Source organism: Achromobacter sp. ACM01 (assembly GCF_014851745.1).
Taxonomy (GTDB): Bacteria; Pseudomonadota; Gammaproteobacteria; order Burkholderiales; family Burkholderiaceae_B; genus Achromobacter; species Achromobacter aegrifaciens.
On record NZ_JACVAF010000002.1, the window covers coordinates 1054466 to 1077376 of the forward strand.

General features: G+C 66.2%; 22 protein-coding genes. 9 read left to right on the forward strand and 13 right to left on the reverse strand.

Features of this window, described 5'->3' with window-relative positions; translation table 11 throughout:
• Position 1: 1 nt before the first annotated feature.
• On the forward strand, positions 2–1648 hold the full coding sequence (locus IB268_RS13235) for an iron ABC transporter permease (RefSeq protein WP_054454010.1): 1647 nt from the start codon (positions 2–4) through the stop codon (positions 1646–1648).
• Between the two features lie 22 nt (positions 1649–1670).
• The gene (locus IB268_RS13240; RefSeq protein WP_192354360.1) at positions 1671–2654 is read left to right on the forward strand and encodes an ABC transporter substrate-binding protein; all 984 of its coding nucleotides are present in this window, start codon (positions 1671–1673) and stop codon (positions 2652–2654) included.
• A gap of 93 nt (positions 2655–2747) precedes the next feature.
• On the opposite strand, the gene IB268_RS13245 is transcribed toward IB268_RS13240, so the two are convergent.
• A complete protein-coding gene (locus tag IB268_RS13245; RefSeq protein ID WP_054454006.1) occupies positions 2748–3425 on the reverse strand; it encodes an ABC transporter ATP-binding protein in 678 nt (225 codons plus the stop codon).
• Between IB268_RS13245 and IB268_RS13250 the strand changes: the two genes are divergently transcribed.
• Positions 3424–4071 (forward strand): arylesterase, encoded by a 648-nt coding sequence (locus tag IB268_RS13250; protein ID WP_054454005.1) that lies wholly within the window; start codon positions 3424–3426, stop codon positions 4069–4071. The two genes, IB268_RS13245 and IB268_RS13250, sit on opposite strands and share 2 nt — an antisense overlap.
• 11 nt (positions 4072–4082) lie before the next feature.
• Here IB268_RS13250 and IB268_RS13255 read toward each other — a convergent pair whose 3' ends face one another.
• Positions 4083–6044 (reverse strand): SurA N-terminal domain-containing protein, encoded by a 1962-nt coding sequence (locus IB268_RS13255; protein ID WP_192354361.1) that lies wholly within the window; start codon positions 6042–6044, stop codon positions 4083–4085.
• 342 nt (positions 6045–6386) lie between these two features.
• Between IB268_RS13255 and IB268_RS13260 the strand changes: the two genes are divergently transcribed.
• The 3 genes from IB268_RS13260 (at position 6387) to IB268_RS13270 (ending at position 9441) form a co-directional block, all read left to right on the forward strand.
• Positions 6387–7679, forward strand: a complete 1293-nt coding sequence (locus IB268_RS13260) for a M20/M25/M40 family metallo-hydrolase (RefSeq protein ID WP_054454001.1) — start codon at positions 6387–6389, stop codon at positions 7677–7679.
• 109 nt (positions 7680–7788) lie between these two features.
• Entirely contained in the window at positions 7789–8538 is a 750-nt protein-coding gene (gene ugpQ / locus IB268_RS13265) for a glycerophosphodiester phosphodiesterase (protein WP_192354362.1), read from the forward strand.
• A 12-nt stretch (positions 8539–8550) separates the two neighbouring features.
• Positions 8551–9441 (forward strand): 23S rRNA (adenine(2030)-N(6))-methyltransferase RlmJ, encoded by an 891-nt coding sequence (locus IB268_RS13270; protein WP_054453997.1) that lies wholly within the window; start codon positions 8551–8553, stop codon positions 9439–9441.
• A gap of 71 nt (positions 9442–9512) precedes the next feature.
• On the opposite strand, the gene IB268_RS13275 is transcribed toward IB268_RS13270, so the two are convergent.
• From IB268_RS13275 to IB268_RS13285, 3 genes are all read right to left on the reverse strand, one after another.
• Positions 9513–10949, reverse strand: coding sequence for a dihydrolipoyl dehydrogenase (locus IB268_RS13275; protein WP_192354363.1), 1437 nt, complete (start codon positions 10947–10949; stop codon positions 9513–9515).
• A 213-nt stretch (positions 10950–11162) separates the two neighbouring features.
• Complete coding sequence (locus tag IB268_RS13280; protein ID WP_054453993.1) at positions 11163–11891, reverse strand: glutathione peroxidase; 729 nt, start codon at positions 11889–11891, stop codon at positions 11163–11165.
• 176 nt (positions 11892–12067) lie between these two features.
• Positions 12068–12268, reverse strand: coding sequence for a heavy-metal-associated domain-containing protein (locus tag IB268_RS13285; RefSeq protein ID WP_054453991.1), 201 nt, complete (start codon positions 12266–12268; stop codon positions 12068–12070).
• Positions 12269–12392: 124 nt separating this feature from the next.
• Here IB268_RS13285 and cueR point away from each other — a divergent pair, with 124 nt between their 5' ends.
• Positions 12393–12785, forward strand: coding sequence for a Cu(I)-responsive transcriptional regulator (cueR, locus tag IB268_RS13290; RefSeq protein WP_054453989.1), 393 nt, complete (start codon positions 12393–12395; stop codon positions 12783–12785).
• A gap of 25 nt (positions 12786–12810) precedes the next feature.
• On the opposite strand, the gene rlmD is transcribed toward cueR, so the two are convergent.
• The 7 genes from rlmD to surE all read right to left on the reverse strand — a co-directional run bounded on the left by rlmD (position 12811) and on the right by surE (position 19595).
• The gene (gene rlmD / locus IB268_RS13295; protein WP_119449667.1) at positions 12811–14298 is read right to left on the reverse strand and encodes a 23S rRNA (uracil(1939)-C(5))-methyltransferase RlmD; all 1488 of its coding nucleotides are present in this window, start codon (positions 14296–14298) and stop codon (positions 12811–12813) included.
• A 185-nt stretch (positions 14299–14483) separates the two neighbouring features.
• The gene (locus IB268_RS13300) at positions 14484–15236 is read right to left on the reverse strand and encodes a TorF family putative porin (RefSeq protein WP_054453985.1); all 753 of its coding nucleotides are present in this window, start codon (positions 15234–15236) and stop codon (positions 14484–14486) included.
• A gap of 357 nt (positions 15237–15593) precedes the next feature.
• Positions 15594–16199, reverse strand: a complete 606-nt coding sequence (locus tag IB268_RS13305; protein WP_119449666.1) for a hypothetical protein — start codon at positions 16197–16199, stop codon at positions 15594–15596.
• A 180-nt stretch (positions 16200–16379) separates the two neighbouring features.
• Positions 16380–17159 carry a 3'-5' exonuclease gene (locus IB268_RS13310; protein WP_054453981.1) on the reverse strand — a complete coding sequence of 260 codons (780 nt, stop codon included), beginning with the start codon at positions 17157–17159 and terminating at the stop codon, positions 16380–16382.
• Positions 17156–18010, reverse strand: coding sequence for a peptidoglycan DD-metalloendopeptidase family protein (locus tag IB268_RS13315; protein ID WP_054453979.1), 855 nt, complete (start codon positions 18008–18010; stop codon positions 17156–17158). The genes IB268_RS13310 and IB268_RS13315 overlap by 4 nt, the downstream gene beginning before the upstream one ends.
• A 17-nt stretch (positions 18011–18027) precedes the next feature.
• Positions 18028–18852, reverse strand: a complete 825-nt coding sequence (locus IB268_RS13320; RefSeq protein ID WP_054453977.1) for a protein-L-isoaspartate(D-aspartate) O-methyltransferase — start codon at positions 18850–18852, stop codon at positions 18028–18030.
• The gene (surE, locus tag IB268_RS13325; RefSeq protein WP_054453975.1) at positions 18837–19595 is read right to left on the reverse strand and encodes a 5'/3'-nucleotidase SurE; all 759 of its coding nucleotides are present in this window, start codon (positions 19593–19595) and stop codon (positions 18837–18839) included. Before surE ends, IB268_RS13320 begins: the two co-directional genes overlap by 16 nt.
• Positions 19596–19783: 188 nt before the next feature.
• On the opposite strand from surE, the gene plsY reads away from it, so the two are divergent.
• The gene (plsY, locus tag IB268_RS13330) at positions 19784–20425 is read left to right on the forward strand and encodes a glycerol-3-phosphate 1-O-acyltransferase PlsY (RefSeq protein WP_054453973.1); all 642 of its coding nucleotides are present in this window, start codon (positions 19784–19786) and stop codon (positions 20423–20425) included.
• Positions 20426–20476: 51 nt separating this feature from the next.
• Here plsY and tsaD read toward each other — a convergent pair whose 3' ends face one another.
• Entirely contained in the window at positions 20477–21508 is a 1032-nt protein-coding gene (gene tsaD, locus IB268_RS13335) for a tRNA (adenosine(37)-N6)-threonylcarbamoyltransferase complex transferase subunit TsaD (protein WP_054453971.1), read from the reverse strand.
• Between the two features lie 110 nt (positions 21509–21618).
• Here tsaD and IB268_RS13340 point away from each other — a divergent pair, with 110 nt between their 5' ends.
• Positions 21619–22911, forward strand: a complete 1293-nt coding sequence (locus tag IB268_RS13340) for an NCS2 family permease (protein WP_119449664.1) — start codon at positions 21619–21621, stop codon at positions 22909–22911.

Consider the following 22911-nt stretch of genomic DNA (forward strand, 5'->3'; position numbering starts at 1 on the left):
CATGAAAATCAAATGGTGGCCCTGGGGCGTCCTGACGGCAATCAGCCTGGCCCTGCTGCTGTTCTTCGTGCTCTACCCGCTGGCCGTGCTATTCAGCAACAGCGTCACCGGGCAGGATGGCGGTTTCACGCTGGAGGGCTTCAAGGCCCTGCTGGCCGACTCCCAATACGTCGAGGCCTTCGGCAATACCCTGATCCTGGGCCTGGCGGTCACGGCCTGCACGGTGCTGGTGGGCGTGCCCTTCGCCTACATGGTGGCGCGCTTCGACTTTCCGCTGAAGAACCTGGTGGCGATCCTGCCGGTGCTGACCATCGTGATCCCCGAGATCATCGTGGGCCAGTCCTGGCTGCTGATCCTGGGCAATAACGGCATCCTGACCAACCTGCTGGGCGACGCCGGCATTTCGCTGCCCTCGTTCTACGGCTGGACCGGCATGGTGTTCTCCATGACGCTGGTCTACTACACCTACATCTACCTGGGCGTGCTGGCGGCGCTGCGCGGCTTCGACGGCCAGCTGGAAGAAGCGGGCCTGAGCCTGGGCACGCCGCCGTTGCTGACCAAGCTGCGCGTCCTGGTGCCGGTGTTGCTGCCGGCGGTCCTGGTCAACGCGCTGGTGGTGTTCACGCTGGTGGTGGGCAACTTCGCGCTGGCCATGCTGCTGGGCAGCCGCGTGCCGCTGCTGTCGGTCATGACGTACAACACCTTTGTCAGCGAAATGGGCGGTAGCCCGACCCTGCAGAGCGCGATGTCGGTGGTGTCCATTGCCATCGTCGCCATCGTGCTGTTCTTCCAGAAACGCGTGGTCGAACGCAAGGTCTACACCATGACGCAGGGGCGCGCGCCGGCCGCTACCCGCGTGCGCTCCTGGACCGCCCTGCTCTACACCAGCGGTGTCGGCCTGATCATCTTCATTTCGCTGCTGCCGCTGATCGTGGTCTTCATCGCTGCCTTCACCAAGACCAGCGGCCCGGTCATGCAATGGGGACAATGGTCGCTGGCCAGCATGCAGCGCGCGCTGCATGGCGCGCCGGAGCCCATCCTGAACTCGCTCAAGTTCGCCTCGCTGGCCACGGTGCTGGGCGTGGCCTTCGCGGTGCTGGTCAGCTATCTGACGATCAAGAAGCGCAGCGCCTCGACCCAGGTGCTGGACTACATCGTCGTGCTGCCCCTGACCATTTCCGGCACGGTGCTGGGCATCGCACTGGTGCAGACCTTCAACACCGGCTGGCTGGTGCTGGCGGGCACGTCGGGAATCATGGTGCTGTGCTACACGGTGCGGCGCCTGCCCTTCGCGGTGCGCAACGCCTCGTCGGTGCTGTTCAACATCCCCGAGTCGATCGAGGAAGCGTCGATCAGCCTGGGCGTGTCGCCGCTCATGACCTTCTTCAAGGTGATCCTGCCCGCCATGAAGGCGTCCATCATCTCGGCAGCCATCCTGATGTGGCTCACCACCATTTCCGAGCTGTCGGCCTCCATCGTCGCCTACAGCGGCGGCCTGGAGACCATGCCTATCGCCATCTTCCGCCAGGTCGACGGCGGCAGGCTGGGCATGGCGTCGGCCTATGGCGCGGCGCTGGTCACGGTCATCGTGCTGCCCATCATCGTGTCGGTCAAGGCGTTCCGCATCAAGCTGTTCTCCGGTAAATAACCCACTTGCACAGAGGCTAACCATGCAATTCAAGCACCTACTTCAGTACAGCGTCCTGGCCGCCGCCCTGGCTACTGGCGCCGCCCAGGCCCAGAACGTCGTGCTCTATTCGTCCAACAACACGGAGACGATCGAAACCGCGCTGGACGCGGTGAAGCAGAAGTCGCCGAAATTGAACGTGCAGCCCGTCACCGGCGGCACCGGCACGATGATGAAGCGCATCGAGGCCGAGGCGCAGAATCCGCGCGGCGACCTGTTCTGGAGCGGCGGCTTCGGCACGCTGGGCGCCTACCGCCAGCATCTGCAGCCCTACCGCCCGGCCGACCTGGACAAGATCCCAGCCGAGTTCCGCGGTCCGGACGATCTGTGGGTGGGCACCAACGTGCACGTCATGGTGATGATGGTCAACGAGCGCCAGCTCAAGGGCCAGCCCGCGCCGGCCACCTGGTCCGACCTGATGCAGCCGCACTGGAAGAACAAGTTCGCCATCACCGACCCGTCCAAGAGCGGCACGGCCTACATGCTGGTGTATGGCCTCTTCAAGCAATTCGGCCAGGAAGGCCTGGACAAGATCGCCGCCAACGCGGTGGTCACGGCATCGTCCGGCACCACCTACAAGGGCGTGGCCGCGGGAGAGTATGCCGTGGGCATGACGCTGGAGTACGCCGCGCAGGAATACGTAGCCGGCGGCCAGAAGGAAATCAAGCTGGTCTACCCGACCGAGGGCAGCTACCTGGCGCCGGAAGGCATGTTCATCATCAAGGGCGCGAAGAACATGGACGCGGCCAAGGCCTTGTATGACGGCCTGTTGAGCAAGGAGTCGCAGGAAGCGCAACTGGTGAAGAACTTCCGCCGCCCGACGCGCACGGACGTGGCCGTGGCCAGCCTGACCACCCTGCCCGACCTGAAGACCATCAAGATCTTCCCGGTCAGCCAGGATGCCGCGGCGAAGGAGTATGAGGCGGTGGTCGCCGCCTGGAACCAGGCGGTCGCGAAATCCAAGTAAGAGGGTAAGGCCCTCACGCCGCGCCCCTCCGGGGCTCGCAGCCCCCCCGAGGGGCTGGTCCAACTTGGAAGCCCGGCGGTGGGGCCGGCGGCATCAGGCGCCGTTGACCATCCGCCCCGCCGCCAGCACCAGCTGACGCCCGCAACGGGCGGCCAGCTGCGGATCGTGGGTCACCAGCACCAGCGTGGTGCCGTGCTCGCGGTGCAGGTCGAACATCAGGTCGATGACCGTCACCCCTGTGGCGGCGTCCAGGCTGCCGGTGGGCTCGTCCGCGAACAGCAGGTCCGGCTGCACCACGAAGGCGCGCGCCAGCGACACGCGTTGCTGCTCGCCGCCCGACAGGGTGCGCGGGTAGTGATGCAGGCGCTTGCCCAGCCCCACCCGCTCCAACATGGCCTGGGCCGCGTCCCGCGCCGATTGCCCGGCCAGCTCCAACGGCAGCATCACGTTTTCCAGCGCCGTCAGGTTGGGCAGCAGCTGGAATGACTGGAATACGAAACCCACATGATTGGCCCGCAAACGCGCGCGGCCGTCCTCGTCCAGCGAGAACAGGTCCTGCCCGGCCAGACGCACGCTGCCCGCGCTGGGAACATCCAGGCCTGCCAGCAGTCCCAACAAGGTGGACTTGCCCGACCCCGAACTGCCGGTGATGGCCACGGCGCTGCCCGCCTCGACCGTAAAATCTATACCTTCCAGGATGGAGAGCGTGCCGCCGGCATCTGCCACCTGCTTGCCCAGCCCTTTCACCTCGATCGAATTCTTGTTATCCATGCGCCTATTTTCCCGTCTGCTACTCATGACCGCCATGGCGACCGCCGTCGTGGCACCCGCCCACGCTCAGACCGCCGCCGCGGCCCAGGGTTCCGCGCCCCGCACGGTGTTGGTCCTGGGCGACAGCCTGTCGGCCGAATACGGCATCAAGCGCGGCACCGGTTGGGTGCCGCTACTTTCGGCCCGCGTAGCGGAACAATACCCCAAGTACCAGGTCGTCAATGCCAGCATCAGCGGCGACACGACCAGCGGCGGCGTGGCCCGCCTGCCCGCGCTGCTGCGCCAGCATGCGCCGGCCGTGGTGGTGCTGGAGCTGGGCTCGAACGACGCGTTGCGCGGCCTGCCGCTGACCATGACCGAGCAGAACCTGCGCACCATGGCCCAGGCCGCCCGCAAGGCCGAGGCGCAGGTCCTGATCGTCGGCATGCAGATTCCGCCGAATTACGGCCGGGATTACACCCAGCGCTTCGCGCAGGTGTTCCCAACGGTCGCCAAAGACGAAAACGCCCGGCTCGTGCCCTTCCTGATGGAAGGTATCGCAACGAACCGGGCGATGTTCCAGGCTGACGGCATCCATCCGAACGAGGATGCCCAGCCTTTGCTACTGGACAACGTGTGGCCGACGCTGCGACCACTGTTGAACTGATCCTGGGCTGATCAGCCGGCTGCCGGCTGATCGCCGCGGATGACGGCGGCGGCGGCGGGCAGCACCTGCACCTTGTACTCTTCGCGCAGCATGCGCAGCATGGCTTCGTTTTCGGCCTGGCCCCAGGCGCCCGACAGCTGCTGCGCCAGGCGCTCCTTGTCGGTCGGATCGACCGTGCCGGCCTCGACCTTCTCCAGGCGCGCCAGCGTGTAGTCCGAACCCGATTGCACGCCGGCGTAGGCCGGCAGCGTGGCGGCGGGCAGGCGCATGACGGCGTCCAGCACCGGACGCGGCAGATCCTTGGGATCCTGGCGCGACACAACCACCGGCGCGCCAAAGCCTTCCGGCGTTGCGGCGGGGTTAGCCTTGTCGGCAGCCAGCGCGGCTTCGCCGGCCTTCTTGGCGGCTTCGGCCGAACGCTCGTCCAGCAGCTTGGCGCGGATGGTGTCCGAGACCTTGTCCAGCGGCGGCACGTGGGACGGCTCGACAGCGGCCACGCGCAGGGCCAGCATGGTGTCGGGCGAGAGTTCGATCACGCCGGAGTTCTGCTTTTCACGCAGCACGTCGGGCGAGAACAGCACCTGGCGCACGCGCGGGTTGTCCAGCAGCGCGGCATCGGGGCCGGCGGCGGCCGAGCCCGGACCCGCCTTGTCGGCGGGCAACAAGCCTTCGCGGGTCACGCCGGAAGCGGTACGCAGCTTCAGGCCGACGGCGTCGGCGGCGGGCTGCAGGCTGTCGCGCTGGTCATAGACCTGCTTGTTCAACTGGCTGGCCATTTCCGAGAAGCGCACGGCGGCGAGCTGCTTGCGGACTTCGGCGGTGATCTGGTCCTTGACCTCGGCCAGCGGCTTGATGGCGGCGGGCTGGATTTCGGTGACCTTGACCACGTGCAGGCCGGACGGGGTTTCGATCACGCCGGACACCTGGTCCTTGGACTGGCCGAAAATCGCCTTTTCCAGCGGACCGGTCAACATGCCGGGCGCGAGCCAGCCCAGATCGCCGCCATTGGTCGCCGAACCCGCGTCCTGCGAGTTCTTGCGCGCGAGTTCCGCGAACTGCGCCGGATCGGCGGCGGCCTGCTTGGCGAGGTCTTCGGCCTTGGCGCGGGCAGCCTTGCGGGCATCTTCCGACGCGCCGGGAGCCAGGTTGATCATGATGTGGCTGGCACGGCGGCGTTCGGGCTGGCCGAAGCGGTTCTTGTTCTGCTCGTAGTAGGACGCGAGGTCCTCGTCCTTGACCTGCACGCCTTGCGTGGCGGCGGCCTCGTCCAGCACCAGGTACTGGACCTGGACCTGTTCGGGAATCTGCAGCTGCTGCTTGTTGGCGTCGTACCAGGCCTGGATGTCGGCCGGGCTGACGGTGACTTGCGAGCGGTAGTCGGCGGCGGCGAAGCGGCGCAGTTGCACCGTGCGCTGCTGCGTCAGCGCCGTTTCCAGCGCGGTCACGACCTCGCCGGGTGCGCGGGCCGACTGGCCAACGGGTTCCAGCACGCGCGCAACCGCCAGGTCACGGCGCAGGCCGGCTTCGAACGAGGTCGGCGACATGCCTTGCGCGGCCAGCACCTGGCGGTAGCGCTCGGGCGAGAAGCGGCCGTTGTCCTGGACTTCCGGAATCGCGGCGATGGTGTTGCGCAGCGTTTCGTCGGACACCGAGAAACGGTTGTCGACGGCAACGTTGGCCAGCAGACGCTGGTTGATCAACTGATTGAGCAAGCCTTCGCGCAGCGCCGGCGTGTCGATGACGGCCGGATCGAACTGGGCGCCCAGGCGCTGGCGGAACTGCTCCAGCTGGTTGCGGTGCGCCTGATCGAACTCGGCCCGCGACACGGGTTGGCCATTGACCGTGGCCAATTCAGGCTCGGCGCGCATGAAGCTGTCATAGCCTTGAATACCGACCAGGAAGAAGGACGGCACAATCAGAAGCAGCAGGATGAACTGCATCCAGCGCCGATGGCTGCGAATAAATTCGAACATGGAATCCCTGTTGCCGCACCCCGGGCGCAAGCCCAAAGCCGCAAGAAAACGCATAAAAAAAGGCGAACCAGATTCGCCCTGTTCCCATACCGGTCAATACCGGATCAGCGGGCGGATTTTACCATTTCTCATTCGCCGCGCAGCCCAGGAATCTTTCGAATGTCATCCGGGCCTGCCCCCGGGCTCAAACGGCACGAAACCGGGGACCGAGTCAACCCGGGGAACCACCATTTCCAGCCCCTTGCGGCCCTCGTATCGTGGCCTGTCAGGGTAAGCCCGCATTACCCGACGCCGCCCCCGAAGGATGCGGCCCCTTCCACGCACGCTCAGAGGTACACACTGATGCCGTACACATCTCCCCGCCTGCAACTCCTGCGCACCTGCATCGCCCTGGCCTTCGTCGGCGGCGCCCCCGCCGCGCTGGCCGCGCCCGTCGCCGCCGTCCACGAAGCCGCGCAAGCCCAGCAGCAAGGCATGCTGGACACCATGCGCGACCTGGTCGGCATCGAGTCGGGCAGCAAGGACGTCGAGGGCGTGGAGCGCATCGCCGTCCTGATCCGCGACCGGCTCAAGGCGCTGGGCGGAACGGTGGAGATCATCCAGCCCACCGACGTGTTCCGCCTGGACGACACGCCAGAGAAGGTCGGCCCCATGGTCCATGCCGAATTCAAGGGTAAAGGCCAGAAGAAGATCATGCTGATCGCCCACATGGACACCGTCTACCGCAACGGCATGCTCAAGGACCAGCCTTTCCGCATCGACGGCGACAAGGCCTACGGCCTGGGCATCGCCGACGACAAGCATGGCGTGGCCGCCATCATCCACACCCTGACCCTGCTGCAAAAACTGGGCTTCGAGGACTACGGCACCATTACCGTGCTGATCAACGGCGACGAGGAAATCAGCTCGCCCGGCGCGCGCAGCACCATTACCCGCCTGGGCGCCGACCAGGATGCGGTGTTCTCGTTCGAAGGCGGCGGCGCGCAAGCGCGCCTGACGCTGGCCACCAGCGGCATCGGCGCGGCCTACCTGACCGTGCAGGGCAAGACCTCGCATGCGGGCGCGCGGCCCGAAGGCGGCGTCAACGCGCTGTATGAGTTGGCCCACCAGGTGCTGCAGCTGGACAAGCTGTCCAAGCCCGAGGAAGGCTTGAAGCTGAACTGGACCGTGGCCCAGGCCGGCACCAACCGCAACGTCATTCCGGGCCAGGCCACCGCCCAGGCGGACGCGCGCGCCCTGCGCGTCTCCGATTTCGATGCGCTGTCGCGCACGCTGGAAGAACGCATACAGAAGAAGCTGCTGCCCGAATCCAAGGTCAGCGTGAAGTTCGAAGTGCGCCGCCCGCCCTTGGAAGCCACGCCGGCCTCGCGCGCCCTGGCCCAACACGGCGTGCAGATCTACAAAGAGCTGGACTTGCCGATGACGGTCGTGGACCGCGCCAGCGGCGGCGGCACCGACGCCGCTTTTGCCGCCTTGAAGGCGCGCGGCCCGGTAATCGAAGGCATGGGCCTGAGCGGCTTTGGCGCGCATTCCAACGACGCCGAGTACATCCAGATCAACAGCATCGTGCCGCGCCTGTACCTGGCGGCGCGGATGATCATGGACGTGTCGCAGGACAAGGCGCCCATGAAATAGGCCAATGGACATGCCGCGGCGTTTTCCTGCGCCGCGGCATGGGCGGAAACAGCGTGCAGAAGGAGTATCCTTGCAACCCTGACCAAAAGAACCCGAAGCAACACCCCAAATGAGCGCAAAACTCCCCTCCTGGCCCTACTCCCGTTACATCGCGCATCGCGGCGGCGGCCGTCTGGCCCCGGAGAACACCCTGGCCGCCATGCGCGTAGGCGCCGAGCACGGCTTCACGATGTTCGAATACGACGTCAAGCTGAGCAGCGACAACGTGCTGGTGCTGATGCACGACGACGACGTGGACCGCACCTCCAACGGCCGCGGACCCGCCGCTGCCAAGACCTACGCCGAGCTTGCCCAGCTGGATTTCGGCAGCTGGCATTCCGCCGCCTACGCGGGCGAGCCGCTGCCCACCTTCGCTGCCGTCGCCCGCTACACGGTGGCCAACGGCATCGCCAGCAACGTCGAGATCAAGCCCTGCCCGGGCCGCGAGGCCGAGACCGGCCGCGCCGTGGCGCTGGCCGCGCGCCAGCTGTGGCAAGGCGCGGCCGAAGCGCCGCTCCTGTCCTCGTTCGCGGAAGCAGCGCTGCAGGCCGCGCTGGAAACGGCCCCCGAATTGCCGCGCGCGCTGCTGGCGGAGAAGGTACCCGCCGACTGGCGCGAACGCCTGGCCAAGTACGAGTGCGTGGCCCTGAACATCAATCAGAAGGACGCCACCCGTGAGCTGATCGATGCCGTGCATGCCGCCGGCTACCGTATCGCCGCCTGGACCGTCAACGACCCGGAGCGCGCCCGCCTGCTGCTCGACTGGGGCATCGACGGCATTTTCACCGACGAGCTGGCCGCGATCCGGCCCGCCGCCTGAGGCAGAACGCCCGTGTTCAGTTACCGCCACGCCTTTCACGCCGGCAACCACGCCGACGTACTCAAGCACGCCATCCTGATCCACACCCTGGATTACTTCAACAAGAAAGACGCGCCCTACTGGGTCGTCGATACCCACGCCGGCGCCGGGCTCTACAGCCTGGATAGCGATTGGGCCGCCAAGACCTCCGAGTTCGCCGACGGCATCGGCCGCCTGTGGGAAGCCGAGGACCTGCCGCCCATCCTGGCCGACTACGTCGCCCGGATCCGCGGCTACAACACCAACGGCCGCCTCAGGCGCTATCCGGGCTCGCCATGGCTGGCGCTGGACGCGCTGCGTCCGTCCGACCGGCTGCGCCTATTCGAAATGCACCCTACCGAGATCGACACGCTGGTCGGCAACCTGGAACACCAGGGCCGCGCCGCGCAACGCCAGACCACGATCTACGGCGACGACGGTTTTGAAGGCGTCAAGGCGCTGCTGCCGCCGCCCACGCGCCGCGGCATGGTGCTGATCGACCCCTCGTACGAAGACAAGAACGACTATCGCCGCACGCTCAACGCGGTCAAGGAATGCGTCAAGCGCTTCGCCACCGGCACCTACGCCGTCTGGTACCCGCTGGTCCAGCGCCGCGAAGCCAATGAAATGGCGCGCCACCTGGAGAACCTGAAGGTCAAGAGCTGGCTGCACGCGACCTTGACGGTCAAGAAAGCAGCCATCGACGGCTACGGCCTGCACGGCAGCGGCATGTTCCTGATCAATCCGCCCTGGACGTTGCACGACGCCTTGAAGCAAGCCATGCCGTATCTGGCCCGCACGCTGGGACAGGACGAGCGCGCCGGCTTCACGCTGCAGTTCCGCGAGAATCCGTTCCCGGTGCCAAAGAAGCAGTCGGACGATTGATCCGATACGAAAAGCAAAAAGGCCACGATGTTTCGTGGCCTTTTTGCTGGTGTCGCGGATCGCGCTGGCGTTCAAGCCAGTTCATTCTCCGGAGCTTCCCGCCGCAGCGCCTCCTGCGCCCGGGCCAGCTTGGCCGCCGCGTCGCGCAAGGCAGTGCGCAGGCCTTCCTCGATCACGGGGTGATAGAACGGCATTTCCAGCATGCGCGCCACGGTCAGCTCCTGCTGCACGGCCCAGGCCAGCAGGTGGCCGATGTGCTCGGCGCTGGGGCCGACCATCTCGGCGCCCAGGAAACGGCCCGTTTCGATGTCCGCATAGACATGCAGCATGCCGCGGTTCTTCAGCATGACCCGCGAACGGCCCTGGTCGCTGAAGTCCACCTCGCCCGTCACGAAGGTGCCCGGCACCAGCCGTGCGTGGCCCAGCCCGGCCATGGCGATCTGCGGGTCCGAGAACACCACGGCCAACGGCGCGCGGCGCAGGCCCTTGCGCACTTCGGGATAGCGCGCCGCGTTCTCGCCCGCGATGCGGCCTTCGTCGGCGGCTTCGTGCAGCAGCGGCGCGTCGGCGTTGGCATCGCCCGCGATGAAGATGGGCGCATCGCCCGCCTGCATGGTTTCGCGGTCGAACAACGGCACGCCGTGTTTGTCCAATTGCAGCGAGGTGTTTTCCAGCGCCAGCCCGTCCACGTTGGCGCGGCGGCCCGTGGCCACCAGCGCGTAGTCGAAGCGTTCGGTGCGCTCGGTGTTGTCCAGCGTCACGTAGCGCACTTCCACTTCATCGCCTACGCGGGTGGTTTCAAGCACGCGGGCGTCCGGGTCCAGATAGAACTCGCGCTGGAAGATCTTGCGGGCCGTATTGCGTACTTGCGGATCGCTGATGCCGCCCAGGCTGCCGCTGACGCCGAACACGCGCACTTCCACGCCCAGGCGCGCCAGCGCCTGGCCCAGTTCCAGCCCGATCACGCCAGGACCGAACACGGCCACACGGCCAGGCAGATCATCCCAGGCGAACACGTCATCGTTCAGCACCAGACGGTCGCCCAGCGCACGGAACGGCGGCGGCACAGACGGCCGCGAACCGGTGGCGATCACCACGCGGGACGCATGCACTTCGGTGTGCTCGTCCACCTGCAGCACCGTGTCCGACACGAAGCGCGCATAGCCGCGCAGCTTGTCCTCTGCCGGGATGCTTTCCACGCCTTCCAGCACGAAACCGACGAAGCGGTCGCGCTCGCGTTTGACGCGGTCCATCACTTCGGCGCCATCGACCGTGATCTCGCCGCCCACATGCACGCCGAACGGCTCGGTGTGGGCCGCGCTGTGGGCCGCTTCGGCGGCGGCGATCAGCAGCTTTGACGGCATGCAGCCGACGCGGGCGCAGGTCGTGCCGTAGGGACCGCCTTCGATCAGCAGCGCGCGCTGGCCCGCGGCGCGGGCGGCGCGGTAGGCGGCCAGGCCGGCCGTGCCGGCGCCGATGACAGCGATATCGGTATGCAGAGTTTTCATGACTGGGTATCCCCCGATGTGGCGTGGAGCAGGAATTCAAAGGCGGATTCCGCCTTTTTCCGCACCCTATGGACGTGGACAGTCCCGCAGCGCCCGCCGGGGGCCGCGCACAAAGATGCGTAAAAAGGGAAACTCGTGAAGGGTGCAGCAGGCGGCGAACCGCCCTGCTGCCCGGCCCCGGGGCGAACCCGGGACCGGTAGCGTTGCAGACGCTTAGGCGAAGTGCGCCTTCAGGTCTTCCAGGCCGCCGATCAGCGCGCCATTGATGAACACCTGCGGGGCGGTGCCCTTGCCCGAGACAGCGCCGATCACGCGGCCACGGACCTTGTTTTCCAGCGGGATCTCGATCGGGGCGTAGCCCTTGGCATCCAGCAGCGCCTTGGCTTCCACGCAGAACGGGCAGCCCGGCTTGGAGAACACGACCACCTGGTCGGGCTTCTTGGCCGACGGGGCGAAGTGCGCCAGCATGGTGTCGGCGTCCGACACTTCAAACGGGTCGCCTTCCTTTTCCGGCTCGATGAACATCTTCTGGACCACGCCGTCCTTGACCAGCATGGAATAGCGCCAGCTGCGCTTGCCGAAGCCCAGGTCGCTCTTGTCGACCAGCATGCCCATGCCTTCGGTGAACTCGCCGTTGCCGTCGGGCAGCAGCGTGATGTTGGCCGATTCCTGGTCCTTGGCCCATTCGTTCATGACGAAGGTGTCATTGACCGACACGCAGACGATGCTGTCCACGCCAGCGGCGAAGAAGGCGGGAGCCAGTTCGTTGTAACGCGGCAGGTGGGTCGACGAGCAGGTCGGCGTGAAGGCGCCGGGCAGGGAAAAGACCACGACGGTCTTGTTCTTGAACAGGTCGTCGGACGTCACCTTCTTCCAGGTGTTGTCCTCACGGACCGGGAACGTTACGTTCGGAACACGTTGGCCTTCGCGGTTTTGCAGCATTCAAATCTCTCCTTGGGGTAGCGGGGTTGTTTGATTAACCACCATGGAAAGAATGATAAATCCTTACTATCAATTATTCAAATTTAATAAATTCAATGAATCGATAGATTTTAGCAATGAATAAATAACCAGCGCGAGACCGGATCTATCATAGCCCGGCCTCGCGCCTGGAGGAATTACACCGGCTGCGGCTGGTAGCCGGCGTCGCGGATCGCGTCTTCGATCTTGTCGGCGTCATCGGCCCCGGTCACGGTCACGCGGTGCGTGGGCAGATCGATCGTGACAGTCGCGCCCGGAGCCGCCTGGGCCACCGCGGCCGTAATGGTCTTGGCGCAATGGCCGCAGGTCATGTCAGCCACTTGGAACTCGATGCTCATAGTTATCTCCATAGGATTCAAGGGCGATGGACTACGTTTCGTCCACCATGGAAAGCAGCTTAAACCTTCCCATGATGGAAAGGTCAAGCGTAGAATCGCACTCAGGCTACACAGGAGCACAGCAATGAATATCGGCGAGGCATCCAGGAGTTCCGGCATTTCCGCCAAGATGATCCGCTACTACGAAAGCATCGGCCTCATCAGCCCCGCCGGACGCACGGATTCCGGCTACCGCGTGTACAGCGAACACGATCTGCATACGCTGCACTTCGTGCGCCGCGCGCGCGACCTGGGTTTTTCGGTGGAACAGATGAATGAGTTGCTGGCGCTGTGGAAGGACCGCAGCCGCGCCAGCGCCGACGTCAAGCGCATCGCGCTGGAACACGTGCAGGAACTGGAGCGCAAGGCCGAGGCGCTGCGCGACATGGCGGCCACCTTGAAGCATCTGGCCGAACACTGCCAGGGCAATGACAGGCCGGACTGCCCGATACTGGAAGGCCTGGGCTGCAAGCACTGAAACGGCCCAGGCCCTTCCCGCGGCGTCAGTCCTGCGCTTCGGCCGCGACCTTGGCGTGATAGGCGTCGGTGGCGGCCTGCTTGGCGGCCGCCTTCTCGGCGGCGGCCGCGGCCTTGGCTTCTTCCGCGGCTGCCGCTTCGGCCGCCGCCTGAATGGCGCGCTGGCGGGCGCGTTCCCGCACGGCCTGGATACCTTCGGCGTCCAGCGATTCGAACACCGCAATGGACTCCACATGGCCCGTGTGCGGGAACATGTTGATCACGCCCGCGCTCTTCAACACATAGCCGCCTTCATGCACCATGATGGCCGCATCGCGCGCCAGCGTGGCCGGATTACAGGACACGTAGACGATGCGCACGGGGCGCTCGTGCGCCTCCAACAGCGACAGGGCCTGCGCCACGGCATGCGCGCCTTCGCGCGGCGGATCGATCAGCATGCGGTCGAAGTAGCCCAGGCCGCGCAGCCATTCCACATCCACCTCGAACAGGTTCAGGGTGGCGAAGCTGGTGCGATCGCCCAGGCCGTGGCGCGATGCCGCGTCGAAAGCGCGGTCGGTCAGCGCCTTGCTGCCTTCCACGCCCACGGCTTCCCTGCCCTGCGTCGCCAGCGGCAGCGTGAAGTTGCCCAGCCCGCAGAACAGATCCGCCACGCGGTCGGTAGGCTGCACCTCCAGTAGTTTCAGCGCGCGCGACACCATCGCACGGTTGATGGCGTGATTGACCTGCGTGAAATCGGTGGGCCGATACGGCATGCGCAGGCCGAATTCCGGCATGGTGTAGGCCAGCGTGTCGCCGTGCTCGCGCTCCAGCGGGTGCACGGTTTCCGGACCCTTGGACTGCAGCCACCATTGCACGTTGTGCTTGGCGGCGAAGGCGCGCAGGATGGCGATGTCGCCATCGGTCAGCGGCAGCAGATGGCGCAGCACCAGGGCGGTCACGCCCTCGCCCAGCGACACTTCGATCTGCGGCATGCGGTCCGGCGCGGACATGGAACCGATCATTTCGCGCAAAGGGATAAGCAGGTCGCTGACGTGGCGCGGCAGCACATGGCATTCGCGCATGTCGGCCACATAGCTGCTCTTGCGCTCATGGAAACCGACCAGCACGCCGCCCTTCTTGGGCACCACGCGCACCGACAGGCGGGCGCGGTAGCGGTAGCCCCAGGTCGGGCCTTGCAGCGGCGCCAGGATGCGCGCGGGACGCAGCTTGCCGACGTGCCAGAAGGTGTCTTCCAGCGAACGTTGCTTGATGGCGACCTGCGTGCTGGGTTCCAGGTGCTGCATGGCACAGCCGCCACAGACGCCGAAATGCGGGCAGCGCGGCGCCACGCGCTGCGACGAGGGCCGCAGCACCTCGTCCACGCGCGCAATCTCGTAGGACGGCTTGCGGCGCAGCGTAACCGTGGTGACCCGTTCGCCCGGCAAGGCGCCTTCCACGAAGACGACCTTCCCGTCGCGGCGGGCGATACCCCTGGCTTCCAGGTCCAGGGATTCAATACTCAAAACGTCAGACATCTCACGCAGTCCAGAAGAATTACACGCAACCTTCTATTGTAGAAGGACTGCGGCCAATCCTGGAAATGGCGATGTGGGGCCGGAACGGTCTCCCGATGAAAAAAGGGCTTGCCCCGGACGGCGGTCACCGCCAATCGTCGGCAAGCCCGAAAGCCGGCGCTGCCAGGCGCCGCCACGGATATCGGTCAGAAGGAACGCGCCACCGAGAAGACGGCGCCCAGGCGGCCCGAAGGATGGCCGTACTTGGTCGGCAGCCAGTTGTCCTTGGTCGCCCCCACGGCGGCCAGGCCCAGGATCCAGCCCTTCAGGTCCTTGGTCACGCCGAGCTTGTAGTCGACGTAATGGCCGATCGAGTCGCCGTCCATATTGGTCTGGTTCTTGAGCTTCTGGTAGCCCAGGTGGCCGACCAGGCCCCAGCCGTCGCCCAGGTCGAAGTTGGCCGTGCCGTCCAGGTACCAGGTGCCCTTGCTGTCCGGCGTGCTGAAGAAGTCGCTGGGCGTGTAAGAGTACTTGAGGCTGTAGTTGCCGTAGGACGCGCCCAGATAGAGGTCGGTGTTGTTGTAGTTGCCGCCCTTCGGCGAGCTGGAGCCCGGGTAGTAATAATGCAGCACGCCCGCATCCAGCGTGAAGCCGCCGCCCACGTCGCCCTTCCAGCCGCCGTAGAAATCCATTTCCAGGTTGCCGTCGGTGAACACGAAATCGGAAACATTGGAGTTCCAGTTGCCCAGATAGAAGCCGGAACTGTGGGTCAGGTCGAAGCCCAGCTGCACGGCGGGCCGGAAGTCGGTCTGCGAGTAGCCGCGGAAACGGTAGTCGCTGACGATGGCGGCGTTGCCGCTGAGCGAAAATCCGCCGCCCAGGTCGGTGGGTTCGGCCTGCGCCGTCGCGGTGAAACAAGCGGCGAGCGCAAAGGGCACGGCTAGCAACGTCTTCTTCATGGTGCGGAGTCCTGATCGGATTTGTCGAGTAGGTAGATGGCCGAGGCGCATCACTAGGACCGGCGATGCAGCGTTTGAAACCGGTTCCTACTCCACAAAGCAATGTCCGTGCCAGGTCTGCGGCAAGCCGATACGCAGGCGCATCGTCCGCTGACGGCGCCCGCGCCGCACCAGAACAGTGCGGACGCGTGTGCCGGCGCACGCGCTTATGCGTCAAAACGGGGAACCCGCTCCCTATCGGTACGCATGGCGAGCCGCCGCCAGCCGCCATCCCGGACGCCAAATGAAAAACCCCGGCACGCGGTCGCGTGTCCGGGGTTGCTGGCGTGCACCGGCCGGGACGGCCGGCCGCACTGCTTAGTTGGCGGCAGGCTTGGCCGGCGCGGCGGCAGCGGGCGCATCCGCCTTGCCCTTGCCGTGGCGCCCTTCCATGCGGGCGTGGCGCTCCTGCATGCGGTCCTGGCGTTCCTTGACGAACTTGGTCACCTGGCCGCGCTGGGTGTCGTTCAGGCTGTCCCAGACCGCGAGCCATTGGTCGCGCACCTGCTTGGCCTGGGGACCGAAGGCATCACGCGACTTTTCGGACTGTTCGACCAGCGCGCGGGGATCCAGCTTGCCGCTGTCCAGCTGCGCCTTGAGCAGGTCGTGGCGCTTGCCGCCCGAGGCACGCATCGCTTCGTGCAGGCTGCGCTGGCCGTCCTGCGCGGTCTTGAACAAGGCCTGCTGCTTGTCGTCCAGCTTCAGCTCGGCGACCTGCGCCTTGGTCACGGGACCCAGGCCGGGAATGAAGAGGCCGTCGCGCATGCCTTTGTGGAAGCCGCCGCGCTGGCCATCGTGCATGGCGGCGGGGCCGCCGTCAGCGGGAGGAGGAGGCGCAGCCATGACGGAGCCGGCCACCAGGCCGCCCGTCGCGGCGACAAATGCAAGAGCGGCCAAATTGGAGCGGATAGCGAATCGGGACATGTAGGTCTCCTGAAAGTGAAGAAAGCGAGGCCATTGTGCGATTGGCCCGGTTTCATCCAGGTTTCGCTGGCGCAAGCAATGTTTCAGTCGATTGCGCATGATCCAGACGCAAGAACGGGGCCTCGCGGGCCCCGTTCGATCCTGTCCGCCGGAAGACGGATCCTCCGGCCGAGACGCCGCTCAGTTGGCGTCCCAGGCCGCCATGTACTCCTTCCAGTGCGGCGCATCGCTGGCGCTGAGGGTGTCGCGCACCAGCGCGATTTCCGCTTCGTAGGAAGTACGGTCGAGTTCGCCGCGCAGGAAACGGAAACGGCAATACACCAGCCAGGTGTTGACCACGTCCGTTTCGCAATAGGCCCGCACCTCATCGGCGCGGCCCTGGCTCCAGGCTTCCCACACCTTGCTGCCGTCCATGCCCAGCTTGCCGGGAAAGCCGCAAAGCTTGGCCAGTTCGTCCAGCGGCGCGTTGGCGCGGCCGTTGTACTTGGCCAGCAGGTCCATCAGGTCCAGGTGACGCGAGTGGTAGCGCGAAATGTAGTTGTTGAACTTGAAGTCGCGGTCTTCCTCGCCCATGTCCCAGTAGCGCGGCGCGGGCACGCCCTGGATCAGGCTGCGGTAATGCAGCACCGGCAGGTCGAAGCCGGAACCGTTCCAGCTCACGAGCTTGGGCGTGTAGCGCTCGATGGTCTTGAAGAAGCCCGCCAGCAAGGCGGCTTCGGGATCGTCGGGCTGGCCCAGGGTCTTGACGCGAAAGCCCTGGTCGTCGCGGAACACGCAGCCCACCACCGCCACCTTGTGCAGATGCAGCGGCAGGAAATCATGGCCCACGGCCTCGCGGCGCGCGGTCAGCGCGCGCTCGACCACCTCCTGGTCGGAAACATCAGCCCCCCAGCCGTTGAGCTTGCGCAGCCCCTCGGCGTCAGGGATGGTTTCCAGGTCGAAGACGAGAGTGGGCGTCATCGGGCAGGCAGATACTGCATGGGGTCCACCGGCTGGCCTTGGCGGCGGATCTCGAAGTGCAGGCGCGGCGACGTGGTATCGCTTTGGCCGAGTTCGGCGATCTTGGCGCCGCGCTTGACGTTCTGGCCCGTCTTCACCAGCACCGCGCGGTTATGCGCGTAAGCGGTGATGAAGCCGTTCTGGTGTTCGACGATGATCAGGTTGCCCAGGCCGCGCACACCGTTGCCGCTGTACTTGACCAGGCCGTCGGCGGCGGCGGTGACCGGATCGCCCAGCGCGCCGGCGATGTCGATGCCCTTGCTGCTGTTGTTGAAGCCTTGCACGATCTGGCCGTTGGCGGGCCAGGCCCAATTGATGACGGCCGCGTCGGCCGCGCGCGTGGCGGGCTTGGTCTCGACCGGCGCGGTGGGCGGCGGCGTGGTGGTTTCAGTGGTCGGCGGCGGCAGGGTTTCCGGTTGGTCCAGCGGACGCGGCTGCGTCTTGGAGCCCGCGACCGGCGCGGTCTGTGCCCCGCCGCTGGCGCTGCCGGACATCTTCAGGACCTGGCCGACCGAGATCTGGTTGGGGTCGCTGAGGTTGTTCCAACGCTTGACGTTTTCGACATCCACATTGTTGGCGCGGGCGATCTTGTAGAGCGTGTCGCCCGGTTTCACCACATAGGTGCCGCCGGTCTGGGTCGCCGGCGCGGGTTGCCCGCCGGTCATGTCGACCACCGGGGCGCGCGTGCCTTTGGAAGCGCAGCCAGCCAGGATGGACAGGCTGAGAGCCCCCGCGATGAAGAGCGGGCGGCGCAGGCGCGTCATGGACGCGCCCAGGGTGATATCGGTCAGTTGCAACTGCCCGTTGAGCATACGTTTCTCCTGTTTGCTCAAGATTGTATTCCGGCCCGTAGCGGCACAAAGCGCACGGCCTCTAATTCTGTGCGTTTCCAGCTGGCCGCGCCTGTGCGTTCGATGAGAACCAGGCGCTGGTTGGCGCCCCCTTCAGGAGCGATCAGGCGGCCACCCGGTGCGAGCTGCGAGAGCAGCGCCTGCGGGATGGCAAGGCCAGCGGCAGCCACAACGATAGCATCGAACGGCGCCACGCCGGGCAGGCCCAGCATGCCGTCGCCGTAGATCAAGCGGATCCTGGTGGTGAGCCGCAGGGCGCGCAGATGCTCGCGCGCAAGTTCATACAATCCGCGGATGCGTTCGATGGTGTGAACCTCGCGCACGAACTGCGCGAGCACCGCCGCCTGGTAGCCGCAACCCGCGCCGACTTCCAGCACGCGGGTGGGCGTGCGGTCGTCGCAGGCGGCGGCGATCATGCGCGCCACCACCCAGGGTTGGGAGATGGTTTGCGAATGACCGATGGGCAGCGCGGCGTCTTCGTAAGCGCGGCTGGCCAGCGCCTCGTCGACGAACAGATGGCGCGGCACCGCGCCCATGGCGTTGAGCACGCGCTCGTCGGTAATGCCCTGCGCCCGCAGGCGCTCGACCATGGCCTGGCGCAGGCGATCCGAATTCAGCCCCAGATTGCTGCCCGATGCAGGCGTCGGCGCCTGGGTCTGGCGTTGCAGCGTGGCTGCGGAAATGCGGGTGTTGCTGTTGGCGGGCGTGACGCCCGGACTGAGCCGACCCGAGTCGTAGCGCACCGGACCGGTACGCCCGGGCACCGGCTGGGTCACGTCCGGCTGGCTTACACGTTTACGCATAGTGGCTCCGCCCAGGTCCGGATCTCGTCGAGCTGGCTGTGCTGGGTCAGGTCCAGGCGCAGCGGCGTGACCGACACCGTACCCTGCTCGACGGCATGAAAGTCCGTGCCTGGCGTGGCGTCGGCCGCCAAACCCACGGGTCCGATCCAATAGACGGTATCGCCATACGGCGTGGTGGTGCGCACCACCGGCTGCGAGGGATGGCGCTTTCCCAGGCGCGTGACCGCGAAGCCGTGCATGTCTTCGAAGCGGCGGCTGGGGATATTGACGTTCAGGAGCACCGGCGCGGCCAGCGGCTGGGCCAGATGGCGTTCCACCACGAGGCGCGCGGCGCGCGCGGCGGAATCGATGTGCTCCCAGCCCTTCTCGGCCAGCGAGAACGCGATGGCCGGGATGCCGAACAGATAGCCTTCGCTGGCAGCGGCCACGGTGCCCGAATACAGGGTGTCGTCGCCCATGTTGGCGCCGTTGTTGATGCCGGACACGACCAGGTCGGGCCGGGTATCCATAAGGCCGGTGAGCGCCACGTGCACGCAGTCGGACGGGGTGCCGTTGACGGCAATGAAGCCGTTGGAGGCGGTGCGTACCGACAGCGGCCGGTTCAGCGTCAGGGAGTTGGACGCGCCGCTATGGTTGGTTTCAGGCGCGACGACAGTGAGATCGCCCAGGCCCTGCAGCGCGTCAACCAGCGCCTCGAGCCCAGGGGCCGAATAACCATCATCGTTCGAAACCAGAATTCGCATTGTGCATCCGAAAGAAAATAAAACGCGGGTGAACGCGTCGGATTGTACCGTCCGCGGCCGGTATCCGTGCGATCGACTGGCGGACGGGGGCCGCAGCCCCGCTCGATAACCCGTAGCCGGGCCCGGCCCCGGGCGCGGTAGAATCCGCACCCATTACCGCAACAACACAACAACAACGGATCCTATCCATGGCGATAAACGACCCCTCCCTGGTCTTCAGCGCTGCGCTCATCCTGCTGGCCTACCTGATCGGCTCCGTGCCCTTCGCAGTGGTCGTCAGCAAGCTCATGGGCCTGCAAGACCCCCGCAGCTACGGCTCCAAGAATCCCGGCGCCACCAATGTGCTGCGCACCGGGAACAAGACGGCCGCCGCGCTGACGCTGCTGGGCGACGCCGCCAAGGGATGGTTCGCGATCTGGCTGGCCGAAAAACTGGCTCCCGGGATCTCCCCCGTCGCGCTGGCGCTGGTGGCGCTGGCCGCCTTCCTGGGCCATCTGTACCCGATATTCCTGCGCTTCAAGGGCGGCAAGGGCGTGGCCACCGCCTTGGGCGTGCTGGTGGCAATCCAGCCCTGGCTGGCGGTCGCCACGGCGGCCACCTGGCTGATCGTCGCGGTGTTCTTCCGCTATTCGTCCCTGGCTTCACTGGTGGCGGCCTTCTTCGCCCCCGTCTACTACGTGTTCGGTTCCGGCCTGGCCTGGTATGCGCAGCCGTCCATGGGCGTGGCGCTTGCAGTCATCGGCGTGCTGTTGTTCTACCGCCACCGCGCCAACATCACGCGCCTGGTCCAGGGCACGGAAAGCCGCATCGGCGGCGGCAAGAAGAAATAAACGCGCAAGGAATGCGCTTCGGGGCGGCCTGCATGGCCGCCCTTTTCATTTTCAGGCGATGTCGGCCAGGTCCCAGCGCGGCTTCACAGTGAAGCTGTGCGCATCCGGATCCAGCGTCGCCAGGCCAGCCTTGACCCGCTCGGCGGCGGCAAAGGCAATCATGGCGCCGTTGTCGGTGCACAGTTCCAGGGGCGGGAAATAGGCGCGCGCCTTGAGCGGCTTGAGCGCCGCGTCCAGCTTGGCGCGCAGCAGCTGGTTGGCCCCCACTCCCCCGGCCACCACCAGGCGCTTCAGGCCGGTCTGCTTCAGGGCCTTGATGGCCTTGGCCGCCAGCACTTCCACGATGGCGGCCTGCGTGGCCGCGGCCAGGTCGGCGCGGGTCTGTTCGTCCAGTCCGCCCGCGGCTTCGGCAGCCTTGACCCGGGTCAGCACGGCCGTCTTCAGGCCGCTGAAACTGAAATCCAGGTCGCCGCTGTGCAGCATGGGGCGCGGCAGATCGAAACGCGCGGCATCGCCGCTGGCGGCCAGCCGGGACAGCGCCGGTCCGCCGGGATAGCCCAGGCCCATGAGCTTGGCCGACTTGTCGAAGGCCTCGCCCGCCGCGTCGTCCAGCGTTTCGCCCAGCAATTCGTAGCGTCCCACCCCGTCCACGCGCATCAGCTGCGTGTGTCCGCCGGACACCAGCAGCGCCACGAAGGGGAATTCAGGCCGCGGATCCGCCAGCATCGGCGACAGCAGATGGCCTTCCAGGTGATGGATGCCGATGGCGGGCAAATGACGCGACCAGGCGAACGACTGCGCGACGCTGGCGCCCACCAGCAAGGCGCCGGCCAGGCCGGGGCCGGCCGTATAGGCCACGGCGCCGACATCCGACATTTGCAGGCCCGCTTCTTCGAGGACCTGCCGGGTCAGCGGCACGACGCGGCGGATATGGTCGCGCGAGGCGAGTTCCGGCACCACGCCCCCGTATTCCTGGTGCATGGCGATCTGGGTATGCAGCGCGTGCGCTAGCAGGCCCCGTTCCGTACAGACGGCAGCGACGCCGGTTTCGTCGCAGGAGCTTTCAAAGCCGAGAATAATCATGGCGGCAGAGTTTACAACTGATGCGAAAATACGCCCTTTCATGAAAAACCGGCGGGCAACCCAGCCCGCCCACAACAACCCGCAATCCTGCAAACACATTGGGGACTCGAATGCTCGAGAAGCTATTCAAGCTGCGTGAACACGGCACGACAGCGCGCACGGAACTGGTCGCCGGCCTGACGACATTCCTGACGATGTCGTACATCATCTTCGTCAATCCGGACATCCTGTCGTCGACGGGCATGGACCGCGATGCCGTGTTCGTCGCCACCTGCCTGGCCGCCGCGCTGGGCTCGCTGGTGATGGCGCTGATCGCCAACTGGCCGATCGGCATGGCGCCGGGCATGGGCCTGAACGCCTTCTTCGCATTCACCGTGGTCAAGACCATGGGCTACACCTGGGAGCAGGCGCTGGGCGCCGTGTTCATCTCGGGCGTGATCTTCCTGTTCCTGACGTTTTCGGGCATCCGGGTCTGGCTGGTCAAGGGCATTCCCCATTCGCTGCGCAGCGCCATCGCCGCCGGCATCGGGCTGTTCCTTGCCATTATCGCGCTATCCAGCGCCAACATCGTGGTTGCGCATCCCGCCACCAAGGTCACCCTGGGCGACCTGACCCAGCCCGGTCCGCTGTTCGCCATCCTGGGCTTTTTCATCATCGCCGCGCTGGATGCGCTGCGCGTGCGCGGCGCGATCCTGATCGGCATCCTGGTGGTCACGGTGCTGTCGATGGCGCTGGGCTACAACGAATTCAAGGGCATCTTCGCCGCCCCGCCCAGCCTGGCCCCCACGCTGATGAAGCTGGACATCCTGGGCGCGCTGCACAGCGGCTTCGTGCACGTGATCCTGGTGTTCGTGCTGGTTGAAGTGTTCGACGCCACCGGCACGCTGGTCGGCGTGGCCAAGCGCGCGGGCCTGATGCCCGAGAACCGCCCCAACCGCCTGGGCCGCGCACTCTTCGCCGACAGCAGCGCCATCGTGGCCGGTTCGATGCTGGGTACCAGCAGCACCACCGCCTACGTGGAAAGCGCCTCCGGCGTGCAGGCCGGCGGCCGTACCGGCATGACCGCGCTGGTGGTGGCGGTGCTGTTCCTGGCCGCGCTGTTCATTTCGCCGCTGGCCGGCGCCGTGCCGGCCTACGCCACCGCGCCCGCCCTGCTCTACGTGGCCGGCCTGATGATGCGCGAACTGATCGACATCGACTGGAACGACGTCTGCGAGGCCACGCCGGCCGCGCTGACCGCCCTGGTCATGCCGTTCACGTACTCGATCGCCAATGGCATCGCCTTCGGCTTCATCAGCTACGTGGTGCTGAAGACGGCCACCGGCAAGGTCCGCGACGTGCATCCCGCCACCTGGCTGGTCGCGGCGCTGTTCGTGATCCGCTACGCGTTCTTCCCCGGCTAG